The sequence below is a fragment of the Ruegeria sp. AWH4_226 genome, from assembly GCF_056159225.1.
This window is the reverse complement of the sequence record NZ_JBSWUU010000002.1, coordinates 133,233-150,459: the sequence shown is the minus strand read 5'-3', so window position 1 is coordinate 150,459 and position 17,227 is coordinate 133,233. Positions and strand designations below refer to the sequence as shown.

Genomic DNA, 17,227 nt, shown 5'->3' with positions numbered 1-17,227 from the left:
AACCAACGTACACGGTCAACTCTGTGATCTGCCTATCAAACCCGTTCCAAAATCAATGCTGCGCCCTGCCCAACACCCACGCACATTGTGCACAGCGCGTACCGCCCGCCTGTCCGACGCAGTTGGTAGGCCGCAGTCAACACCAGTCGCGCCCCGGACATGCCAAGAGGGTGGCCAATAGCAATGGCACCGCCATTGGGGTTAACGTGCGGCGCGTCGTCCGGCAGACCCAATTCCCGAAGCGTCGCCAACCCCTGAGACGCAAATGCTTCGTTCAACTCTATCACATCCATCTGTTCAATGGTCAGTCCGGCCCGTGCCAATACTTTGCGGCTGGCGGGAACAGGGCCAATTCCCATGATGCGCGGTTCGACACCGGCAACCGACATTCCCACGACCCGAGCAATCGGGGAAAGTCTATTTTTTTCCGCCGCCGTTTCATTTGCCATCAAAATGGCTGCCGCACCGTCATTGACCCCGGATGCATTGCCGGCCGTAACAGTCCTATCCGGTCCGTTGACGCCTTTGAGACCCGACAGTTTTTCTGCCGTAGTTCCCGGTCGGGGGTGTTCATCGGTGTCGATCACGATCGGATCGCCCTTGCGCTGCGGAACCGAGACCGGAGTGATTTCGTCTGCGAACAGCCCGGCCTCATGCGCCGCTGCCCAACGGGCTTGGCTACGTGCGGCAAAACTGTCCTGATCCGCGCGGCTGATGCCATAATCAGCGGCCACATTGTCAGCGGTTTGCGGCATCGAGTCGATGCCATAATCCTGTTTCATCTTGGGGTTCACAAAACGCCAGCCAATGGTGGTATCGTAAACCGCGTTGCTGCGTGTGAACGCAGCTGTCGCCTTGGGCATCACGAAGGGCGCACGGGACATGCTTTCTACGCCACCTGCGATCGCCAGGTCATAGTCACCTGCCTTGATGCCCCGGGCCACCATTCCAACCGCATCCATTCCGCTGGCGCACAGGCGGTTTATGGTGGTTCCCGGAACGTCAACCGGCAACCCGGCCAATAAGGCCGCCATCCTTGCCACGTTCCGGTTGCTTTCACCGGCCTGGTTCGCATCCCCATAAACAACATCATCCACACTGGACCAATCAACTTGCGGGTTCCGCTCTTTCAAAGCAGCAAGCGGAATGGCGGCCAAATCATCCGCGCGGACCGACGACAAAGCACCCCCATACCGACCAATCGGCGTGCGCGTCGCGTCGCAAATGAATGCATCCATGTCTGAATTCTCCCGTACGTTCACGCTCATTCATAGACCGTATGGTCGGTTTATAGTGCCACCACTGATTCGAAGCAAGCATCATGTTACCAAAAATCAGGTAAATCACCTAATTTCGTAACATATAAAATGATCAGCTCGCCACGATGTTTCACCGCACAAGTCAGACCTGTCGCTCCTAGTCGGCAAAATGGAAGTTCTGTCAGAACCTAGCTAATCAGTTCTGTTTCCAGAGTTGCAAGTTCTGGCCGCGGTAACCTGTCCAATAGCCTGGATACAGCCTCGCGGGAGGCAGAACCTTTCCAGTCAGTCGGCAGAAAATCCGCTGGCAAAACCGGGTGCCGCAGTATGATGCGGCGCCAGTTATGGACGATAAGAACGCGCAGCATTGCCCTTTTCATCAGGTCATCCACCCCGGCCGGCGGCAACAACTCATCAATAGCGCAAGATGATTTCCAGAATTCATCATATGCGCTCTTCAACTGCTCTGGTCCGAACAAGTCTTGTAACCATTTGGGAACAGAAACCGTATTGGTTTCAAAACCCAACAAGTCCTCCAGATCGTCCGGCATCGGACCAGCAGCCATTGCTGTAACTGGATTCAATGACACGTAGTCCCCGGTCAGCAACAGATCAGCCAGTTCCTTCCTGGACGAGTCCGAGTTGCTTGAAATAAGCACGTGCCAGATGTCAGGCTTGCTTGTTTCGCGCGCATAAATTCGCAGCGCCGCAGTCGCGCTCTGACTGCGGCCATATTCAGTAAGCCGATGAACGCTTGCCCGTCCAACCCGCGTACTTTCGATCCAGCCCTCTTTGCGCAATCGGTGCAGTGCCACCCTTGTCGCTTCGGCCTTGATTCCAACAAGGCTAGTCAACGCCGTAATCAGCGACCCACTTATCTGGTCGGACTTGTTTTGCGCCAGATCGCCAAAGATCGTGACAAGAACCGACCACACCCGCAGGGAACCCTCGGACGTTAAATGACTGACACACGTGTCGAACCAGTCTGAGGCAGCGTCTTTCATGGACCCAGTATAAGCGGGCCGGATTGAATTACCATCCGGCCCGTGATCATCAGTATGCCACCATTGTCAGCAGCTCGTATTCTGCAACCAGTTCATCGTCCTGCTGAGTCAGGGTGACATGCCAGCGCACCTCACCATACTGATCGTTTCGTTTTGTCTTTGACTTGACCGTGAGACGAACCTTTATGGTGTCCCCTGCCACCACAGGTTTCATAAAGCGCAAACCGTCCAGGCCCGTGTTGGCCAAAACCGGTCCTTCGTTCGGCTCAACAAACAAACCGGCTGCGAACGACAACAGAAGATAACCATGCGCGACACGACCCGGAAAGAACGGGTTACGTTTCGCCGCGGCCTCGTCCGTGTGCGCATAGAAGGTATCGCCGGTGAAGTCCGCAAAATGCTGGATGTCGTCAATCGTTATGGTCCGGGGCGCCGTATGGAGGGTCTCACCAATAGCCAAATCATTGAACCGGCGGGTGAATGGATGGGCAGGACCCTTGATCTCGGTCGCGCCCGGAACCCATTTGGACCCAATCGCCGTCAACAGGTCGGGTGAACCCTGAATGGCCGTGCGCTGCATGTAGTGTTTCACACCACGCACACCGCCCATTTCCTCACCACCACCCGCGCGACCGGGACCACCATGAACCAAATGCGGCAAGGGTGAGCCGTGGCCGGTGGACTCTTTCATCGAGTCGCGGTTGTTGAAGTAAAGCCGCCCGTGAAATGCCCCGGCACCCAATGCAAAACTGCGCGCCACGTCTGCGTCTCGGGTAATGACCGAAGCGACCAGAGAGCCCTGCCCCTTGTTCGCCAGCTCAATCGCGTGATCCGTGTCCCGATACCCCATGATCGTACTGACGGGACCGAAGGCTTCGGTGTCATGAACGCGCTTTGCCGTATCGGGGTTGGCACAATTGAACAGCATTGGCGGCAAGAAAGCCCCCTTGTCACCATCAGCGCCGTCAACGTCGAACGCGTCCGGGTCGCCAAACACGCGCTCTGCCTCCTGGCCAATGATCGCCGCCTTTTCCAGTACGTCCCGTTTCTGGCTATTAGAGACCAAAGCACCCATGCGCGTCGTTTCAAGTTTCGGGTCACCAATGACTGTTTTTTCAAGCCTTGCGGAAAGGGCTTCGATCACCGCCTGCACATGGGTTTCGGGCGCGATTATCCGTCGGATTGCGGTACATTTCTGACCCGCTTTTGTAGTCATCTCGCGCTGGACTTCCTTGACGAACAGATCAAACTCAGGTGTTCCGGGTTCTGCATCAACGCCCAGAACCGAGCAATTCAGGCTGTCCTGCTCCGCCACGAAACGTACGGAGTTTTCCAGAATGACAGGGTTAGAACGCAGTTTCAGCGCAGTATCAGCCGAGCCGGTAAAACTGACCACGTCCTGCATGGTCAGTCGATCCAGCATATCACCCAGTCCACCTGAAACGAGTTGCAGCGCTCCGGCGGGTAGAATGCCTGACTCCAGCATCAGCCGCACGCACAGTTCCGTCACATAGCAGGAATTGGTCGCCGGTTTGACGATAGCCGGCACACCCGCCAGCAAGGTCGGAGCGAGCTTTTCCAACATGCCCCAAACCGGAAAGTTGAACGCGTTGATATGGACTGCCACACCACGCAGCGGTGTGCAGATGTGCTGACCCAGAAACGTACCATTGCGCGAAAGTTGCTCGACATCACCATCCAGATAGACATGCCCGTCAGGCATATCGCGGCGGCCTTTCGAGGCAAACACGAACACTGTGCCGATCCCACCATCGATATCGATCAGATGATCCGACTGTGTCGCGCCCGTATTGAAGGATAGGTCGTACATGGCCTGTTTGTTCTGACCCAGATGCTGCGCCAGTGCCTTCAGCATCTTGGCGCGCTGGTGAAACGTCAACTTGCGCAACGCTGGTCCACCGACATTACGCGCGTAGTCCAACATGCCCTGCACATCCAATCCGTTATTGCCAGCAGTGGCAATCACCTCGCCTGTCACGGCACTGGCAATATTGCGGGCCCCTTCACCCGGCGCGATCCACTCACCGGCCGCGAAACTTGAAATTTGCTGGATCGTCATGAGTCTCTCCTTAGTCCTGAGATGATCTTCGCGGCCCGATGCGCGCGGTAATGATTATCATATTATTCACCGTATGGTCGGTCATTAAATTGACCGGCCTTTTTCTTGCCTTGACCACCTCAAACCTGCGCGGGTAGACGGGCGAACCCGCGAAATCGAATGCGCCCACCGCGTTTGGCGCCATCGGTGATCTGATAATCTGGAAACCGGTCCAAAAATCGGCTGACCGCAATCTTGCCCTCCATCCGGGCCAGAGTCAGACCGACGCACGTGTGCGGACCACCGGCAAACGCGTGGTGCTTGTTGGGTCGGCGGTCCAGTAGGATGTCGTCTGGCCGCTCAAACTGCCGTGGGTCGCGGTTGGCGGCCCCTATGCACAGGTGAATATCCGTGCCCGCCGGAATGGTGAAACCGTGAAACGTTACATCTTCGGTAGTCAAACGGTTCCCAAACTGGTTCGGGCTTTCCAAGCGCAAGAACTCATCCACCGCCGTGGAGATCAGGTCGGGCCTGGTCAGCAACTCGGTTCGTTTGTCGCGGTGCCGATCCAGCAGCTCCAGCGCGTTGCCGATTAGGTTCGTCGTCGTTTCATGCCCTGCATTCAGGATGAAGATGCAGTTTTGATACAGCTCGACCTCAGTCAGACCACCATCCGAGTCATCCTGTCTCAGCCGTGTCAGAACATCCGTCTCGGGGTTTCCGGGATTGGATCTTCGGTCATCAATGATATGCCGCAGAAACGCCTTGAATTCCGAGACTGCGTGATTGCCCCACTCTTCCTGTTCCGGCGTCAGTTCCGGCTCCAATGCGCCGAGTATTGCCAGGGACCAGTCGCGCAAAGGCCCGCGCTCGGATCTGGGAATACCCAACAGGTTGCCGATGATCTCAATCGGAATTGCTCCCGCGAAGTCTTCAATCAACTCGACCGCGCCCTTGGCCTGCATCTGATCCAGCAAGCTATCGACAAGCATGATCAAGCCCGGTTCCATCTGCGCCAAAGCACGCGGATTCATCGCGCCGACCATCACCTTCCGGACGCGGGTGTGCAAAGGCGGATCGTTGAACACCAGACTGTTGGTGTGGTGTTCGTATAGCGGACTGTCGACCCCGAACTTGGGGCCAAATACCGATTTCTTGTCCGAGATGAACCGCGCCGTATCCCGGTAAACCAGATCCAAATCCTCGTAACGCGACAGGATCACCGAGCCATCGGGCTGAGGGCAAACTGGTGTCTCTTCGCGCAGGGCGGTATAGGCTGGATAAGGGTCTTCGTGAAACCCATCCGGAAGCGAAGTCAGTGAGAACATCAGTGACCCATCGCCCCCATATGCTCGGGCAGGACCAGCACCAGCCACGGCACCAGGACGATCAGCGCAAGGCGGAAGATATCGGCGATCCAGAACGGAGTAACACCTTTGAAGATCGTTCCGGTCGAAACATCCCCAACGACACCTTTAAGGATGAACACGTTCAAACCAACTGGCGGGGTGATCAGACTGATTTCCGTCACGACAACAACTACGATGCCAAACCAGATCGGATCATAGCCCAGTGACGTCACCAGCGGGAAAAAGATCGGCACGGTCAGCAAGAGCATAGAAAGCGACTCAAACACGCAGCCCAGGATAATGTAGATGCCCAGGATCATCAGGATCACCACGAAAGGTTCCACGTCATACGCCGTAACCAATGCGATCAGCGCCTCGGGCAAACCGGCAAGATTAATGAAGTTCGAAAAGATCTGAGCGCCGATCAAAACCGAGAACAAAGCCGCAGCGGTGTAGGTTGTTTCTTTCAGAACCTCGAAAGTCGAAGACAGGCTCAACCCGCCACGCGACAGAGCGATCAAGAAGGCTCCCATGGCCCCCATGCCGGCTGCTTCCGTCGGGCTGAACGTCAGGTTCAAAGGGTGGAAATCGAAGGCACCGTAAAGCCCGCCAATGACCAGAAAGAACAACAGCAACACCGCCCAAACCGACCGCAGCGCTGACAACCGTTCACCCCAACCGTGTTTCTCACCGGCAGGGCCGGATTCGGGTTTGCGCCAGACGGTCCAGCGGACGGCAAACAGGTACAGAAGGATGCCTAAAACGCCGGGAATAATACCCGCGACAAACAGCTTGCCGATGGATGTTTCGGTTAACAAACCGTAGATGACAAGGATCACGGACGGCGGAATCAGAATACCCAGCGTACCACCTGCCGCAATCGAGGCGGTCGAAAGCTCATCCGAATACCGATAGCGGCGCATTTCCGGCATGGCGACTTTGGACATCGTTGCAGCCGTTGCCAAGGACGAGCCGCAGATGGCCGAGAACCCACCACAGGCTGCGACCGTAGCCATCGCAATCCCGCCTTTGAAATGCCCCAGAAAAGCGTTTGATACGGCATAAAGTTCGCGGGCAAGCCCACCCTTGTTCACGAACAACCCCATCAGGATAAACAGCGGAATAACAGAAAGACCGTAGTCTTGCGCTGTGTCGGTGATCTGGCGGCCTACCATGGACATTGCTGCCTTTAAGCCGCGCTCCGAGAAAATGCTGTCTCCACGCTCATATGCAAAACCCAGCGTCCCGACGAGGCCCATTGCGAAAACAATCGGCAACCGCAGAAGCACGAGAACTAGAACAAGGGCAAAACCGATCAGCGCGGCAGTCATTGGTGGTGCTCCGACAAAGTGTGGGGGGCGAAGATATACAGAAGGCCGGTCACAATCATCGCGACGGCCGTGATTGCAGTGGACGCGGCAATGAACCAGCCGACGTAGAAAACGGGGATCGCCAAATACTCGGTAACGTCACCATAATCCCGCGCCCGTTCAGCCAGAACCCAGACCCTTTGAATGGGCCAGAAAAGAATGATGCCCGAGATCAGATAGACGATTGCATCCCGTGCACGGCTCAGACGAAGTCGGGAAAACACTCCATCGGTCAGGTCGACTGCAATCTGGCCTTTGCCAGCTGAAATCATCGGAAGAACCGAAAAAACGAGGATCGCCATCAGAATACGCGTCAGCTCGGTCGCCGCTTCGATCGGCGCGTTGAACACGGACCGAAGGACAACGTCACAAAACGTCATGACCATAAGGATAAACAGCGCCACACAAGCCATCAGTGTTGGAAAAACACTGATGCGGCGCGCAAGTGTTACAAGAGATTGCATTTTGAGTCCCCGTCGGAGCGAATTGGTTGGCGGTTTGATACCGCCAACCAGGTCGCGTTATTGCGCGGCCATTTCCTGTACGATCATGTCGTATGCGGCCTGAGCATCGATGCCGGCTCCATTGACTTCGTCAATGACCTTGGTGCGCACATCGACAGCGATCGCATTGAACTTTTCAAGGTCTTCCGCGGATGCCGTGTTGATTGCATTGCCTTCCGTGCCTTCGGTTTCTGCGCGACCAATCGTATCAATCTCATCCCAGATTTTCCCGATTTCGCGGCTCAAGGGCTCCCCGAAAACATTCTCTTCCAGCGCCTGCTGAAGATCGGCAGGCAGATCGGCAAACGTGTCCTCGTTCATGATAAAGGCAAAAGACCCGCGATACAGGCCGCCCGGAACTTCGTAAACGTTCTGCGCCACTTCGGTCAGTTTAAAGCCTTTGCGGGATTCAAATGGCATCACAACACCATCCGCCGCCTTCGAAGCCAGAGTTTCGTACACCTTCGGAGCCGGGACCTGGATACCCGTTGCACCCAGCGCCGTACCAACATCACCTCCAACGCCGCCAGGAATACGAACCTTCAGGCCCGATACCTGGTCCAATGCAGTCACAGCGTTGCTGGTGTGCAATTGGGCCGGACCGTGGGTGTGCAGGGCAATAACTTTTACACCGCGATGCTCATCTGCTTCTTTGAGGTATTTCTCATAAGCACGCCAATAGGCAACCGATGCCGCCTCAGCCGAACCCTCGAAGCCTGGCAATTCGATCAGTTTAGTGGTCACGAAACGACCCGGCTGGTAGCCGTGAAAGATGATCGAAGCGTCCGCCGCGCCATCCATGATCAGATCCATCTGCGCAGGCGGCGGTGCAATGCCCAGCTTCAATTCAGCAGTGACCTGTCCATCTGTGGCCTCTTCCACCATCTCGACGAATTTTGGCCACATCTTGGCGTTGATGCCGTGGGTTGGTGGTGCCCAGCTGGAAATGGTCAATGTGTAGTCAGCGGCAAAAACCGCAGAACCAGTCAGCGCCAGTGTCGCACCGGCCAAAAGCGATGTGAGTTTTGTGAACTTAGCCATTGGATCCTCCCTGATTATGGCAATTTGAGTTCAAAGCCTGTGAAGCAGGCTTTAATGTAGTAAGTGAGTTGAGCGTCTTAACAGTCTCCTCGCGCAGCCCTCCAAGAGCCAGGACTTTCGGCGTCTACGATATCCATCGTCGCGCGCGAGACCTGACTACCGATTTCATTCTGGTAATTCATAGGTCCGCCGCGCCAGCGTGGGAAACCGTAACCATGAACCTGAACCATATCCACAGCTTCAGCGTTTTCGGCGACGCCTTCTTCAATGATCAAGCGACCCTCATTGGCCAACACAGCTAGCATGCGAGAAGATATATCCTCTGCCGAGAAGACCCGGCGGGTTATACCCTGTTCCGCAGAATAGTCTTCGATCAAAGCCTCAACTTCGGGATCTCGGACCGGTGTCCGGTCCCCCTTTTCGTATCGGTACCAACCTTTGCCTGCACGCTGGCCAAATCGCTCCATCTCGCACAATTGGTCCGCGATGGGGACATAACGTTCGTTCGGATCGCGCGTGGCCGCGTTGCGTTTGCGATTGGCCCAAGCGATCTGTAGCCCGGTCAGATCCTGAAGCTCATACGGCCCCATTGGCATGCCAAAGTCCCGCATCGCCTGATCAATTTGGTAAGGCAGCGCCCCATCTGCCAGCAGATAGTCTGCCTCGCGTCGATAGGCGGACAGCATTCGGTTTCCGATGAACCCGTCGCAAATCCCCGACAGGACAGACACCTTACGAAGTTTCTTGCCAAGCGCAAATCCGGTGGCCACCACTTCGGGTGCCGTGTGCGGGGTATGCACGATCTCAAGCAGCTTCATGACATGGGCCGGACTGAAGAAATGCAAACCGATACAACGCGTTTGATTCTTGATACCTGCAAATATCTCCACCGGGTCCAGGTAAGAGGTGTTGGTTGCAAGAATGGCGTTGGCGTCCATATTCTGCGCCAGTCCTGCAAAGACCTGCTGCTTCACCGTCATGTCCTCGAACACCGCTTCGATCGCCAATTGTGCGTCAGTTGCCTCGACATAGCTGTCAACGGCGCGAAATCGGGACAAGCCATTCTGGAATTCTGTATCCGACATCTTTCCGCGTTTGACGGCACCCTGCAACAAACCTTCAACCCGTTCGCGGGCCGCTGACGCAGCTTCAGTGTCGCGTTCGATTAACGTGACGGACAAACCGTTGCTCAAGGCAGCGGTGGCGATCCCGGCCCCCATCAAACCACCGCCAACAACGGCTATGCGACTGATTTCACGCGCAGCGGTGCCTTTGATCAATGACGGTTTGGATACAACTCGTTCGGCGAAGAATGCGTACCGCAAAGCCCGGCTCTCCGCACTATCGCGCAGCGCCAGGTGAAGGGCGCGCTCTTTCGGTTGTGCTTCGGGAAACGGCTCAGTGGCCCAGCTTAGCGCGGTCAGGACTTCCAGCGGCGCCGGTTGTCCTTTGGCGCGCTTTTTCAATGCCTCGCCAGAGGTTTCAATCAGATCAGGCGCGAAATCAGGAACAGGTCGTTGACTAACCGGTACCGGGCGTTCCGGCAAGTCAGCAACAAAGCTTTCAACCGCGGCTTCAAGATCGTCAGTCACCAGATCGACGCCGCCTAGCTGCTGGATAGCCTCGGCCTGGAGCACCTTTCCCGTGCAAGCCATGTCAATCGCTGCTTCCATCCCCACAAGGCGCGGCAGACGTTGCGTTCCACCCGCACCCGGGATCAGCCCCACTTTGACTTCCGGCAGTCCAAATCCAGTGCCTCGTGCCGCAATCCGCCATGCGCACGCCATAGCCACTTCGAAACCGCCACCCAGAACGTTTCCGTGCATACAGGCGATGAACGGAACCTTGCTGTCTTCAATTAGTTGAACAACGTCGGGCAAGTGCGGCTCGACCGGTGCGCTATCGAATTCGGTCATGTCGCCGCCTGCGATGAAGGTTTTACCGGCGCATCGCAGCACGGCCACCCGCGCAGCTTTAACAGCAGTAACTGCATCCGCAAGCCCCTGTCGGACACCAATCGACGTTGCATTCACTGGCGGATTGTCGATGGTCACCCACGCAACATCGCCTTTAAATTCAACAGCCACAAGTGACGTATGCGACATTGCCATGCCCTTAAAACGGTTCAGATTCGAAACTCGTATATATATTGACCAACCGTTCGGTTAATGCAATGATTAAATTATAACGACATCAGGTAGAACGGTTATGAGCGATACGATTCTTGTGGAAGATCACGGAAACTGGGTTGAAATCACCCTGAATCGTCCAGACAAGCTGAATTCCTTCAACGATGAGATGCACAACGCGCTTCAGGATGCGCTGAAATCCGCACGCGACAACGGTGCGCGCGCGATCTTGTTAACAGGCGCAGGGCGTGGCTTTTGCGCCGGTCAGGATCTTGGCGACCGTGACCCATCAAAAATGGACAGCCCTCCTGATCTGGGTAAGACCGTAAGGACCTATTATGCGCCATTGGTGCGTTTGATCCGCTCACTGAACTTCCCGGTCATTTGTGCCGTTAATGGGGTTGCCGCTGGTGCAGGAGCCAATCTGGCATTGGCCTGCGATATGGTGTTGGCCGGTGAGAGTGCCAAATTCATTCAGAGTTTCGCCAAGGTCGGCCTGATCCCTGACACTGGTGGCAGCTGGCACCTGCCTCGCCTGCTGGGTGAGGCAAGAGCCAAGGGGCTGGCGTTAACGGCCCAACCCTTGCCCGCGAAGCAAGCGGAAGACTGGGGCCTGATCTGGAAAGCGCTGCCAGATGAGCAATTGCTGACCGAGGCCCGTTCTTTGACAAGTCAATTCGCCGAAGGTCCGACCCTTGGGTTGGGCAAGACCAAACAGTGCATTCAGGCTGCTGCGACCAACACGCTTACGGATCATCTTGAGATCGAAGCGGACGCTATGAAAATCTGTGGGGAAAGCACGGATTATGCCGAAGGCGTGTCCAGCTTCCTTGAAAAACGCGCGCCACGGTTTCAGGGAAAATGACGATGACCCCGAAAGAACGCGCCGCCAAATCAGCTGCTGTGATGTGGGCCAATGACGAAGCCAGCAAGTGGTTCGGTATGGACCTTGTCGATGTCGACGAAGGTCGCGCCGTTCTGGCGCTGACTGTCGCGCCTCATCATTGCAACGGGCATGGCATCTGCCATGGCGGAGTCACGCACGCCCTGGCAGACAGCGCCTTTGCCTTTGCCTGTAACAGCCGAAACGTGGCGACCGTCGGACAACACACGATGATGAGTTATCTCGCACCCGCAAAACGTGGTGACCACCTGACTGCGAAAGCTACAGAAACCGCCGTGGCGGGTCGCAGCGGGATCTATGATGTGCGCATCACCAATCAGAACAACATCACTATCGCCGAATTCCGCGGAATGTCCCGTGCAATCGGCGGTCAGAATTTTGACGAATAGAACGACGCAGGAGGAGCAACGCAATGGATGACATGTCCCCCAACAAAGGCGATCTGGATCCGATAGAGATCGCCTCGATTGATGAAATCCGAGCGACTCAGCTTGAACGTCTGAAATGGTCGCTGCGGCACGCGTACGAAAACGTGTCGATGTACAAGCAGCGCTTTGACGAAGCTGGCGTACATCCCGATGATCTCCAACAGCTCAGTGACCTCTCCAAGTTTCCGTTCACGTACAAAAACGATCTGCGCGACAACTACCCTTTTGGCCTGTTTGCTGTGCCACGGAGTGAGCTAATCCGGCTGCATGCGTCTTCAGGCACGACCGGTAAACCGACAGTGGTGGGCTATACCAAGGGCGACATCGACAATTGGGCGGATCTGGTCGCGCGTTCGCTACGGGCGGCGGGTTTGCGAAAGGGCGATATGGTCCACAACGCCTATGGCTATGGCCTGTTTACTGGCGGCCTGGGCGCACATTACGGGATCGAACGCCTGGGCGCGACCGTTGTTCCCATGAGCGGGGGTCAGACCGAAAAGCAAGTCGGCTTGATATCGGATTTCCAACCCGATGGGATCATGGTGACCCCTTCCTACATGCTCAATATCCTTGAACAGTTTCACAAAGTGGGGCTCGATCCCAGGAAAAGCTCGCTCAAAGTCGGGATTTTTGGCGCAGAGCCCTGGACAGACGCGATGCGTGCTGAAGTCGAGGCTGCATTCGATATGCATGCGGTAGACATCTATGGCCTTTCTGAAATCATGGGCCCCGGCGTCGCAAGCGAGTGCGTCGAAACAAAGGATGGGCCTGTAATATGGGAGGATCACTTCCTTCCGGAAATCATCGACCCCGCCACTGGCGAAGTTCTGCCGGACGGCGAAACGGGCGAGCTTGTGTTTACGACCTTGACCAAAGAAGGCTTGCCCATGATCCGCTACCGCACGCGCGATCTGACCTGCCTGCTGCCCGGCACTGCGCGTTCTATGCGACGAATGGCTAAAATAACGGGCCGCAGTGACGACATGATGATCTTGCGGGGCGTAAATGTTTTCCCCAGCCAGATCGAAGAGCAGGTAATGGCAACAGGCGGGCTGGCACCCTACTATCAGATCGAGCTTTACAAGTCCGGTCGCATGGATGCGATGCGGGTATTTGTCGAAGCGTCGACAGACTCGACCGACGAGATGTCCAAAACGGCTGCAGCCCGAATGCTGACCAAGCGCATCAAGGACATCGTTGGCGTTTCAACAGAAATTGTTGTAGGTGATCCAGGCGACGTCGAACGCTCTCAGGGCAAGGCGAAGCGCGTCATTGACAACCGCGATAAGGATTGAGCAGTGGCACGGACAATTGCCAAAGACCACGACCAGAAGCGGGAACAAATCCTCACAAGAGCTGCGAAGATCTTTGCAGACCAAGGCTTTGACCGCGCCTCTATGACGCTGCTCGCAAAAGAATGCGGTATCTCCAAGGCGAACATTTACCATTACTATGATAGTAAGGATGCCATCCTGTATGACATCCTTGAAACCTATCTTCGTGAACTGCGCGACCGCATTTGCAATGTGGATTTTGACGGGCTGGGACCAGAAGAAAAACTGCGAAAAGCCGTACGCGAAATCCTCTTTGCGTACCAAGGGGCCGATGACGAACACCGGGTCCAAATCAGCGGTATGAATGCTTTGACGGACGAGCAGCAAAAGAAATTGCGCGAGTATCAGCTTGATATGGTCAACTTCATCCGAGAGATTCTGAGAGAGTTGGCACCTGAGACCCTGGGGGCGGACAAAATTAAGCTGCGCGGTGCCACGATGTCCGTCTTTGGGATGCTGAACTGGTACTATATGTGGAACACAGGGGCCGGGACCAAGGCGCGCGAGGACTATGCCAATCTGGTCTGCACCTTGACTGTCCACGGGATACAAAAGCTTTAGGCGGAACGCAGTAATCTACCGCTGCAGGTTATCCCGGAGTTCAGTTCAAAGGCTGCATCCGGAACAGGCGTATTGAACAGCCGGATACGACAAGACCAAAGATCGGAAATGTACCTTATGTGGAACCATGATCATGCCCGCTTTCGACAACCGGTTTGCATCAGACAATTGGTTAGGTTCGCGGTTAGGGTAAGCGCAACCGGCCGTAGCTTTTGTTCAAGTCGACACACAGGGCGACACCGCGCCCATTGGTGGATAAGGGGGGGTTAGTAAATGGGCGGTTTTTACGCTTTCGATGGCGTTGTTCCTGTCGTTGCTCCGTCGACGTTTGTGCATCCGGATGCCGTCGTCATAGGAGACGTGATCATAGCAGAGGGCTGCTATATAGGTCCGGCTGCCGTTCTTCGGGGTGACTTTGGGCGGATTGTTATCGGAGAAGGCGCCAATATTCAGGAAACCTGCGTGCTACACAGTTTTCCAGGGCGGGATGTGGTCGTTGAACGGCTTGGCCATGTGGGGCACGGAGCCGTGCTGCACGGGTGCCATCTGGAAGAAAACGTTTTGATCGGAATGAACAGCGTCATCATGGACGAGGTGCGGATCGGACAGGAGTGCATTGTCGGCGCGCTCAGCTTTGTGAAAGCAAAATCCGTCTTTGAACCACGGCAGATGATCGCAGGCTCACCCGCGCGGGTCTTGCGACCTTTGACAGAGGCCGAAATCGACTGGAAGACCCGCGGGACTGGTGTTTATCAGGACCTTGCGCGCAGAGCAGCGGATGAAGTTGTTCCCGTAAATCCGTTGCGCAAAGTCGAGCCGGATCGGCGGCGTGTGCGCGTTCCGGAGTTTGACCCACTGGTATTGGACCGCTTGGCAAATCGGCAACAAGAATGAAGTGCCGTACTTAAAACACTGCGCAGCTATCGCCAGCCTCCTGGGGACGTTCTCTCCTTGCCAGATAGGCGAGGCATTGGCGACCCGACTTAACCGCAGTGAGGCTGGAACTTTGGAAAAAGCAGAAACCCTCTGAAAGGCTGGCTACCCTTTCCTTGCAAAAAAAATTAAGCGCAAGACACGAATATTATTCAAGTTTTTATCTCAACTGTGACACTGGCACCGACCTAGTCTGATACTCTCTGCGAGGGTTGATTGCGTTTCCGTTAAAAAATGAATTGGCCCTGTCGCAAACGATTATGCTCCTACACGGTTCCAGGGACGGTTTGAGGCGCGCCGCCGGTTTGCCGCGTGTTCGAGCGGTAAGGTGCGTGCGTTCAGTTAACCTGTGGCTGTTCTTGATCGGTATCCACTCACAGCCAACAGACACCCCTTGTTCTGCGGTTCAAGAAACAAGAAATATTCCGCTGGCCAGCTTCTGTTTACCAACTTTCGACTCGGATCACTTTGAAAACTGCCTACTTGAGCGTATCCTCAGTCATGTGGCTCGAATGAGCTGCAATATCTTCTGCCCGAGGATCAGAAAGGGGAAAAGATGTCTATCCAAGAAACTGCCAGGGAATTTTTCGAAGCTTGCGAGACAGGCAAGGGCTGGGACGGTTGCAAACCCTACTGTCATGACGGAGCAACCTTTGCAGCTCAGGCTGATGCGCTGACTGACGTCGTGACAGTGGAAGGGTATGCAGAGTGGATGAAAGGGTTATTAACACCTATTCCGGACGGGCGTTACGAACTTAAGTCTTTTTCGGTCGATGACGAACGCCGGATCGTAAACGCTTTTGCCGTTTTTCACGGAACCCACTCGGTTGATGGTCCCGTACCAGCCACCGGAAAAAAGGTTGCGGCCGACTACGTTTACGCCATGGAATTTGAGGGCGACAAAATACGGCATATGACAAAGATCTGGAATGATGCGCACTCACTAAAGCAACTGGGCTGGGCATAGACGTCGCCAATCCACAACCCGTTGATGCAGGCTTTGCCGCCTAGCAAACAGACAACTGAACCACCATCGGCAAAAGCTTGTGGATTTGTCGTTCTTTTTGGGAATTGCGTCACTGCGGGCGAAAAACGCGCAAAGCACTAGGATCGACACCTCTGGCATTTTAAGCCCCGGTTAACCGATCGAGAAAACTGTTAACAAATTCAGCGGACCGCACAAAGGCAACACGTCGAACCGCCGACCAATTTCAGCTTCCGCTGGTCCAAGGTTGGTGAACGCCTCACAAACCTGCAGTCTCTTGTTATATTCAAAGAACAAGCGGATGGCAGGTCATAGGTTTTTCGTGATGGCTCTGTATCCCGCCAATGGACGTGTTCATTGAGGATGGCTTCGGTGCTTTCGAATTTTCTGATTTTCTTGCTGGCGCTTATCGTGGGTTACTCAATTCGACGCGGTTCGGTTTGTGTTGTTCTGGCCACAAGAGTTCTGGTGCTCGACAAAAAGACCACGCGGTTGCGAGCTTTCGGAGTTGCCGCGGCAGGTGCCGGTGCAGTCATCGTTCCTCTTCATTGGTTGTTTCCGGAACAAGTGAGCCTTGCCGCCGGTGCTTCACCTACGCTGAAAACCTTGCTTGCCGGCGCCGCGTTTGGCATCGGAGCTTGGCTGAACGGCGCTTGTGGGCTTGGCACCCTTGCGCACTTGACCGGTGGGAACCTTAGATTTCTCGCAACTGTGCTTGGAATTTTAGTTGGATCCCTGGCCGCTATCTTTCTTGATACCGGTACGAACACAATGCAAGAGATGCCGTCTGCGCTTGACTCACATTCTCTGCCGGCCTTGGCTCTTGTCACTCTGTATGGTGTCATACTTTTTTCAGCGGTATCCCGACGCATGTTTCGTTGGGTAAGTGGCATTCGAAAAGGCACCGGGTTTCGTTTAGGCCCTTACCGGGCAACGCTTATCGTGGGTGTAGGTGGCGGCATTTTATTCGCGACAACTGAAAACTGGATCTACATGGGCATGCTGACGACTCATACGCTAAAGTTGTTTGATCCCAGCGAACAAGCAGCGACATGGGTGGCGTTGGTGGCCGCCATACTTGTCGTTCTCGGAGGGGTCTTATCTGCTCTTTCAAACCGTGACTTTCGGTTGGAAATCCCCAATTTCCGGTCTGCAATTCTATCCTTTTTCGGCGGGGCTTTGATGGGCGTTGCGGCTGTGTTCATACCCGGAGGGAATGGCTGGCAACTGGTTTTTGGTGTGCCGTCGCTGGCCCCAAACGCGATCAGTGCATATCTGGCCATGTCAGCAGTTCTATGTCTGGCTTTTCTCATCACAAAAAAAACCGCCATGTCAGATCCTGACAAGAACTAAGCCAAACCTTTTCTG

General features: G+C 55.3%; 15 protein-coding genes. 7 read left to right on the top strand and 8 right to left on the bottom strand.

Features of this window, described 5'->3' with window-relative positions; translation table 11 throughout:
* Window positions 1-35: 35 nt before the first annotated feature.
* The 8 genes from pcaF to ACXAET_RS16110 form a co-directional block, all read right to left on the bottom strand.
* A complete protein-coding gene (gene pcaF, locus ACXAET_RS16145; RefSeq protein ID WP_475187460.1) occupies window positions 36-1,238 on the bottom strand; it encodes a 3-oxoadipyl-CoA thiolase in 1,203 nt (400 codons plus the stop codon).
* A 209-nt stretch (window positions 1,239-1,447) separates the two neighbouring features.
* Entirely contained in the window at window positions 1,448-2,263 is an 816-nt protein-coding gene (locus tag ACXAET_RS16140) for a PaaX family transcriptional regulator C-terminal domain-containing protein (protein ID WP_475187457.1), read from the bottom strand.
* A gap of 49 nt (window positions 2,264-2,312) precedes the next feature.
* On the bottom strand, window positions 2,313-4,343 hold the full coding sequence (gene paaZ, locus ACXAET_RS16135; protein WP_475187455.1) for a phenylacetic acid degradation bifunctional protein PaaZ: 2,031 nt from the start codon (window positions 4,341-4,343) through the stop codon (window positions 2,313-2,315).
* Between the two features lie 119 nt (window positions 4,344-4,462).
* Window positions 4,463-5,650 carry a cytochrome P450 gene (locus ACXAET_RS16130; protein ID WP_475187454.1) on the bottom strand — a complete coding sequence of 396 codons (1,188 nt, stop codon included), beginning with the start codon at window positions 5,648-5,650 and terminating at the stop codon, window positions 4,463-4,465.
* Window positions 5,650-7,002 (bottom strand): TRAP transporter large permease, encoded by a 1,353-nt coding sequence (locus ACXAET_RS16125; protein WP_475187453.1) that lies wholly within the window; start codon window positions 7,000-7,002, stop codon window positions 5,650-5,652. Before ACXAET_RS16125 ends, ACXAET_RS16130 begins: the two co-directional genes overlap by 1 nt.
* Window positions 6,999-7,505, bottom strand: coding sequence for a TRAP transporter small permease (locus ACXAET_RS16120; protein ID WP_224889927.1), 507 nt, complete (start codon window positions 7,503-7,505; stop codon window positions 6,999-7,001). Before ACXAET_RS16120 ends, ACXAET_RS16125 begins: the two co-directional genes overlap by 4 nt.
* Before the next feature lie 57 nt (window positions 7,506-7,562).
* A complete protein-coding gene (locus ACXAET_RS16115; RefSeq protein WP_475187450.1) occupies window positions 7,563-8,585 on the bottom strand; it encodes a TRAP transporter substrate-binding protein in 1,023 nt (340 codons plus the stop codon).
* A gap of 77 nt (window positions 8,586-8,662) precedes the next feature.
* The gene (locus ACXAET_RS16110) at window positions 8,663-10,690 is read right to left on the bottom strand and encodes an FAD-dependent oxidoreductase (RefSeq protein WP_475187446.1); all 2,028 of its coding nucleotides are present in this window, start codon (window positions 10,688-10,690) and stop codon (window positions 8,663-8,665) included.
* A 103-nt stretch (window positions 10,691-10,793) separates the two neighbouring features.
* On the opposite strand from ACXAET_RS16110, the gene paaG reads away from it, so the two are divergent.
* The 7 genes from paaG (at window position 10,794) to ACXAET_RS16075 (ending at window position 17,212) form a co-directional block, all read left to right on the top strand.
* Complete coding sequence (gene paaG, locus ACXAET_RS16105) at window positions 10,794-11,579, top strand: 2-(1,2-epoxy-1,2-dihydrophenyl)acetyl-CoA isomerase PaaG (protein WP_475187443.1); 786 nt, start codon at window positions 10,794-10,796, stop codon at window positions 11,577-11,579.
* A gap of 2 nt (window positions 11,580-11,581) precedes the next feature.
* Window positions 11,582-12,007, top strand: coding sequence for a hydroxyphenylacetyl-CoA thioesterase PaaI (paaI, locus tag ACXAET_RS16100; protein ID WP_475187440.1), 426 nt, complete (start codon window positions 11,582-11,584; stop codon window positions 12,005-12,007).
* A gap of 23 nt (window positions 12,008-12,030) precedes the next feature.
* Complete coding sequence (gene paaK, locus ACXAET_RS16095; protein WP_475187438.1) at window positions 12,031-13,341, top strand: phenylacetate--CoA ligase PaaK; 1,311 nt, start codon at window positions 12,031-12,033, stop codon at window positions 13,339-13,341.
* A 3-nt stretch (window positions 13,342-13,344) separates the two neighbouring features.
* The gene (locus tag ACXAET_RS16090) at window positions 13,345-13,941 is read left to right on the top strand and encodes a TetR/AcrR family transcriptional regulator (RefSeq protein WP_068332888.1); all 597 of its coding nucleotides are present in this window, start codon (window positions 13,345-13,347) and stop codon (window positions 13,939-13,941) included.
* Window positions 13,942-14,214: 273 nt separating this feature from the next.
* Complete coding sequence (locus tag ACXAET_RS16085; RefSeq protein WP_475187437.1) at window positions 14,215-14,835, top strand: acyltransferase; 621 nt, start codon at window positions 14,215-14,217, stop codon at window positions 14,833-14,835.
* A gap of 595 nt (window positions 14,836-15,430) precedes the next feature.
* Window positions 15,431-15,841 carry an ester cyclase gene (locus ACXAET_RS16080; RefSeq protein WP_475187435.1) on the top strand — a complete coding sequence of 137 codons (411 nt, stop codon included), beginning with the start codon at window positions 15,431-15,433 and terminating at the stop codon, window positions 15,839-15,841.
* Between the two features lie 390 nt (window positions 15,842-16,231).
* On the top strand, window positions 16,232-17,212 hold the full coding sequence (locus tag ACXAET_RS16075; protein ID WP_475187433.1) for a YeeE/YedE thiosulfate transporter family protein: 981 nt from the start codon (window positions 16,232-16,234) through the stop codon (window positions 17,210-17,212).
* Window positions 17,213-17,227: the final 15 nt, after the last annotated feature.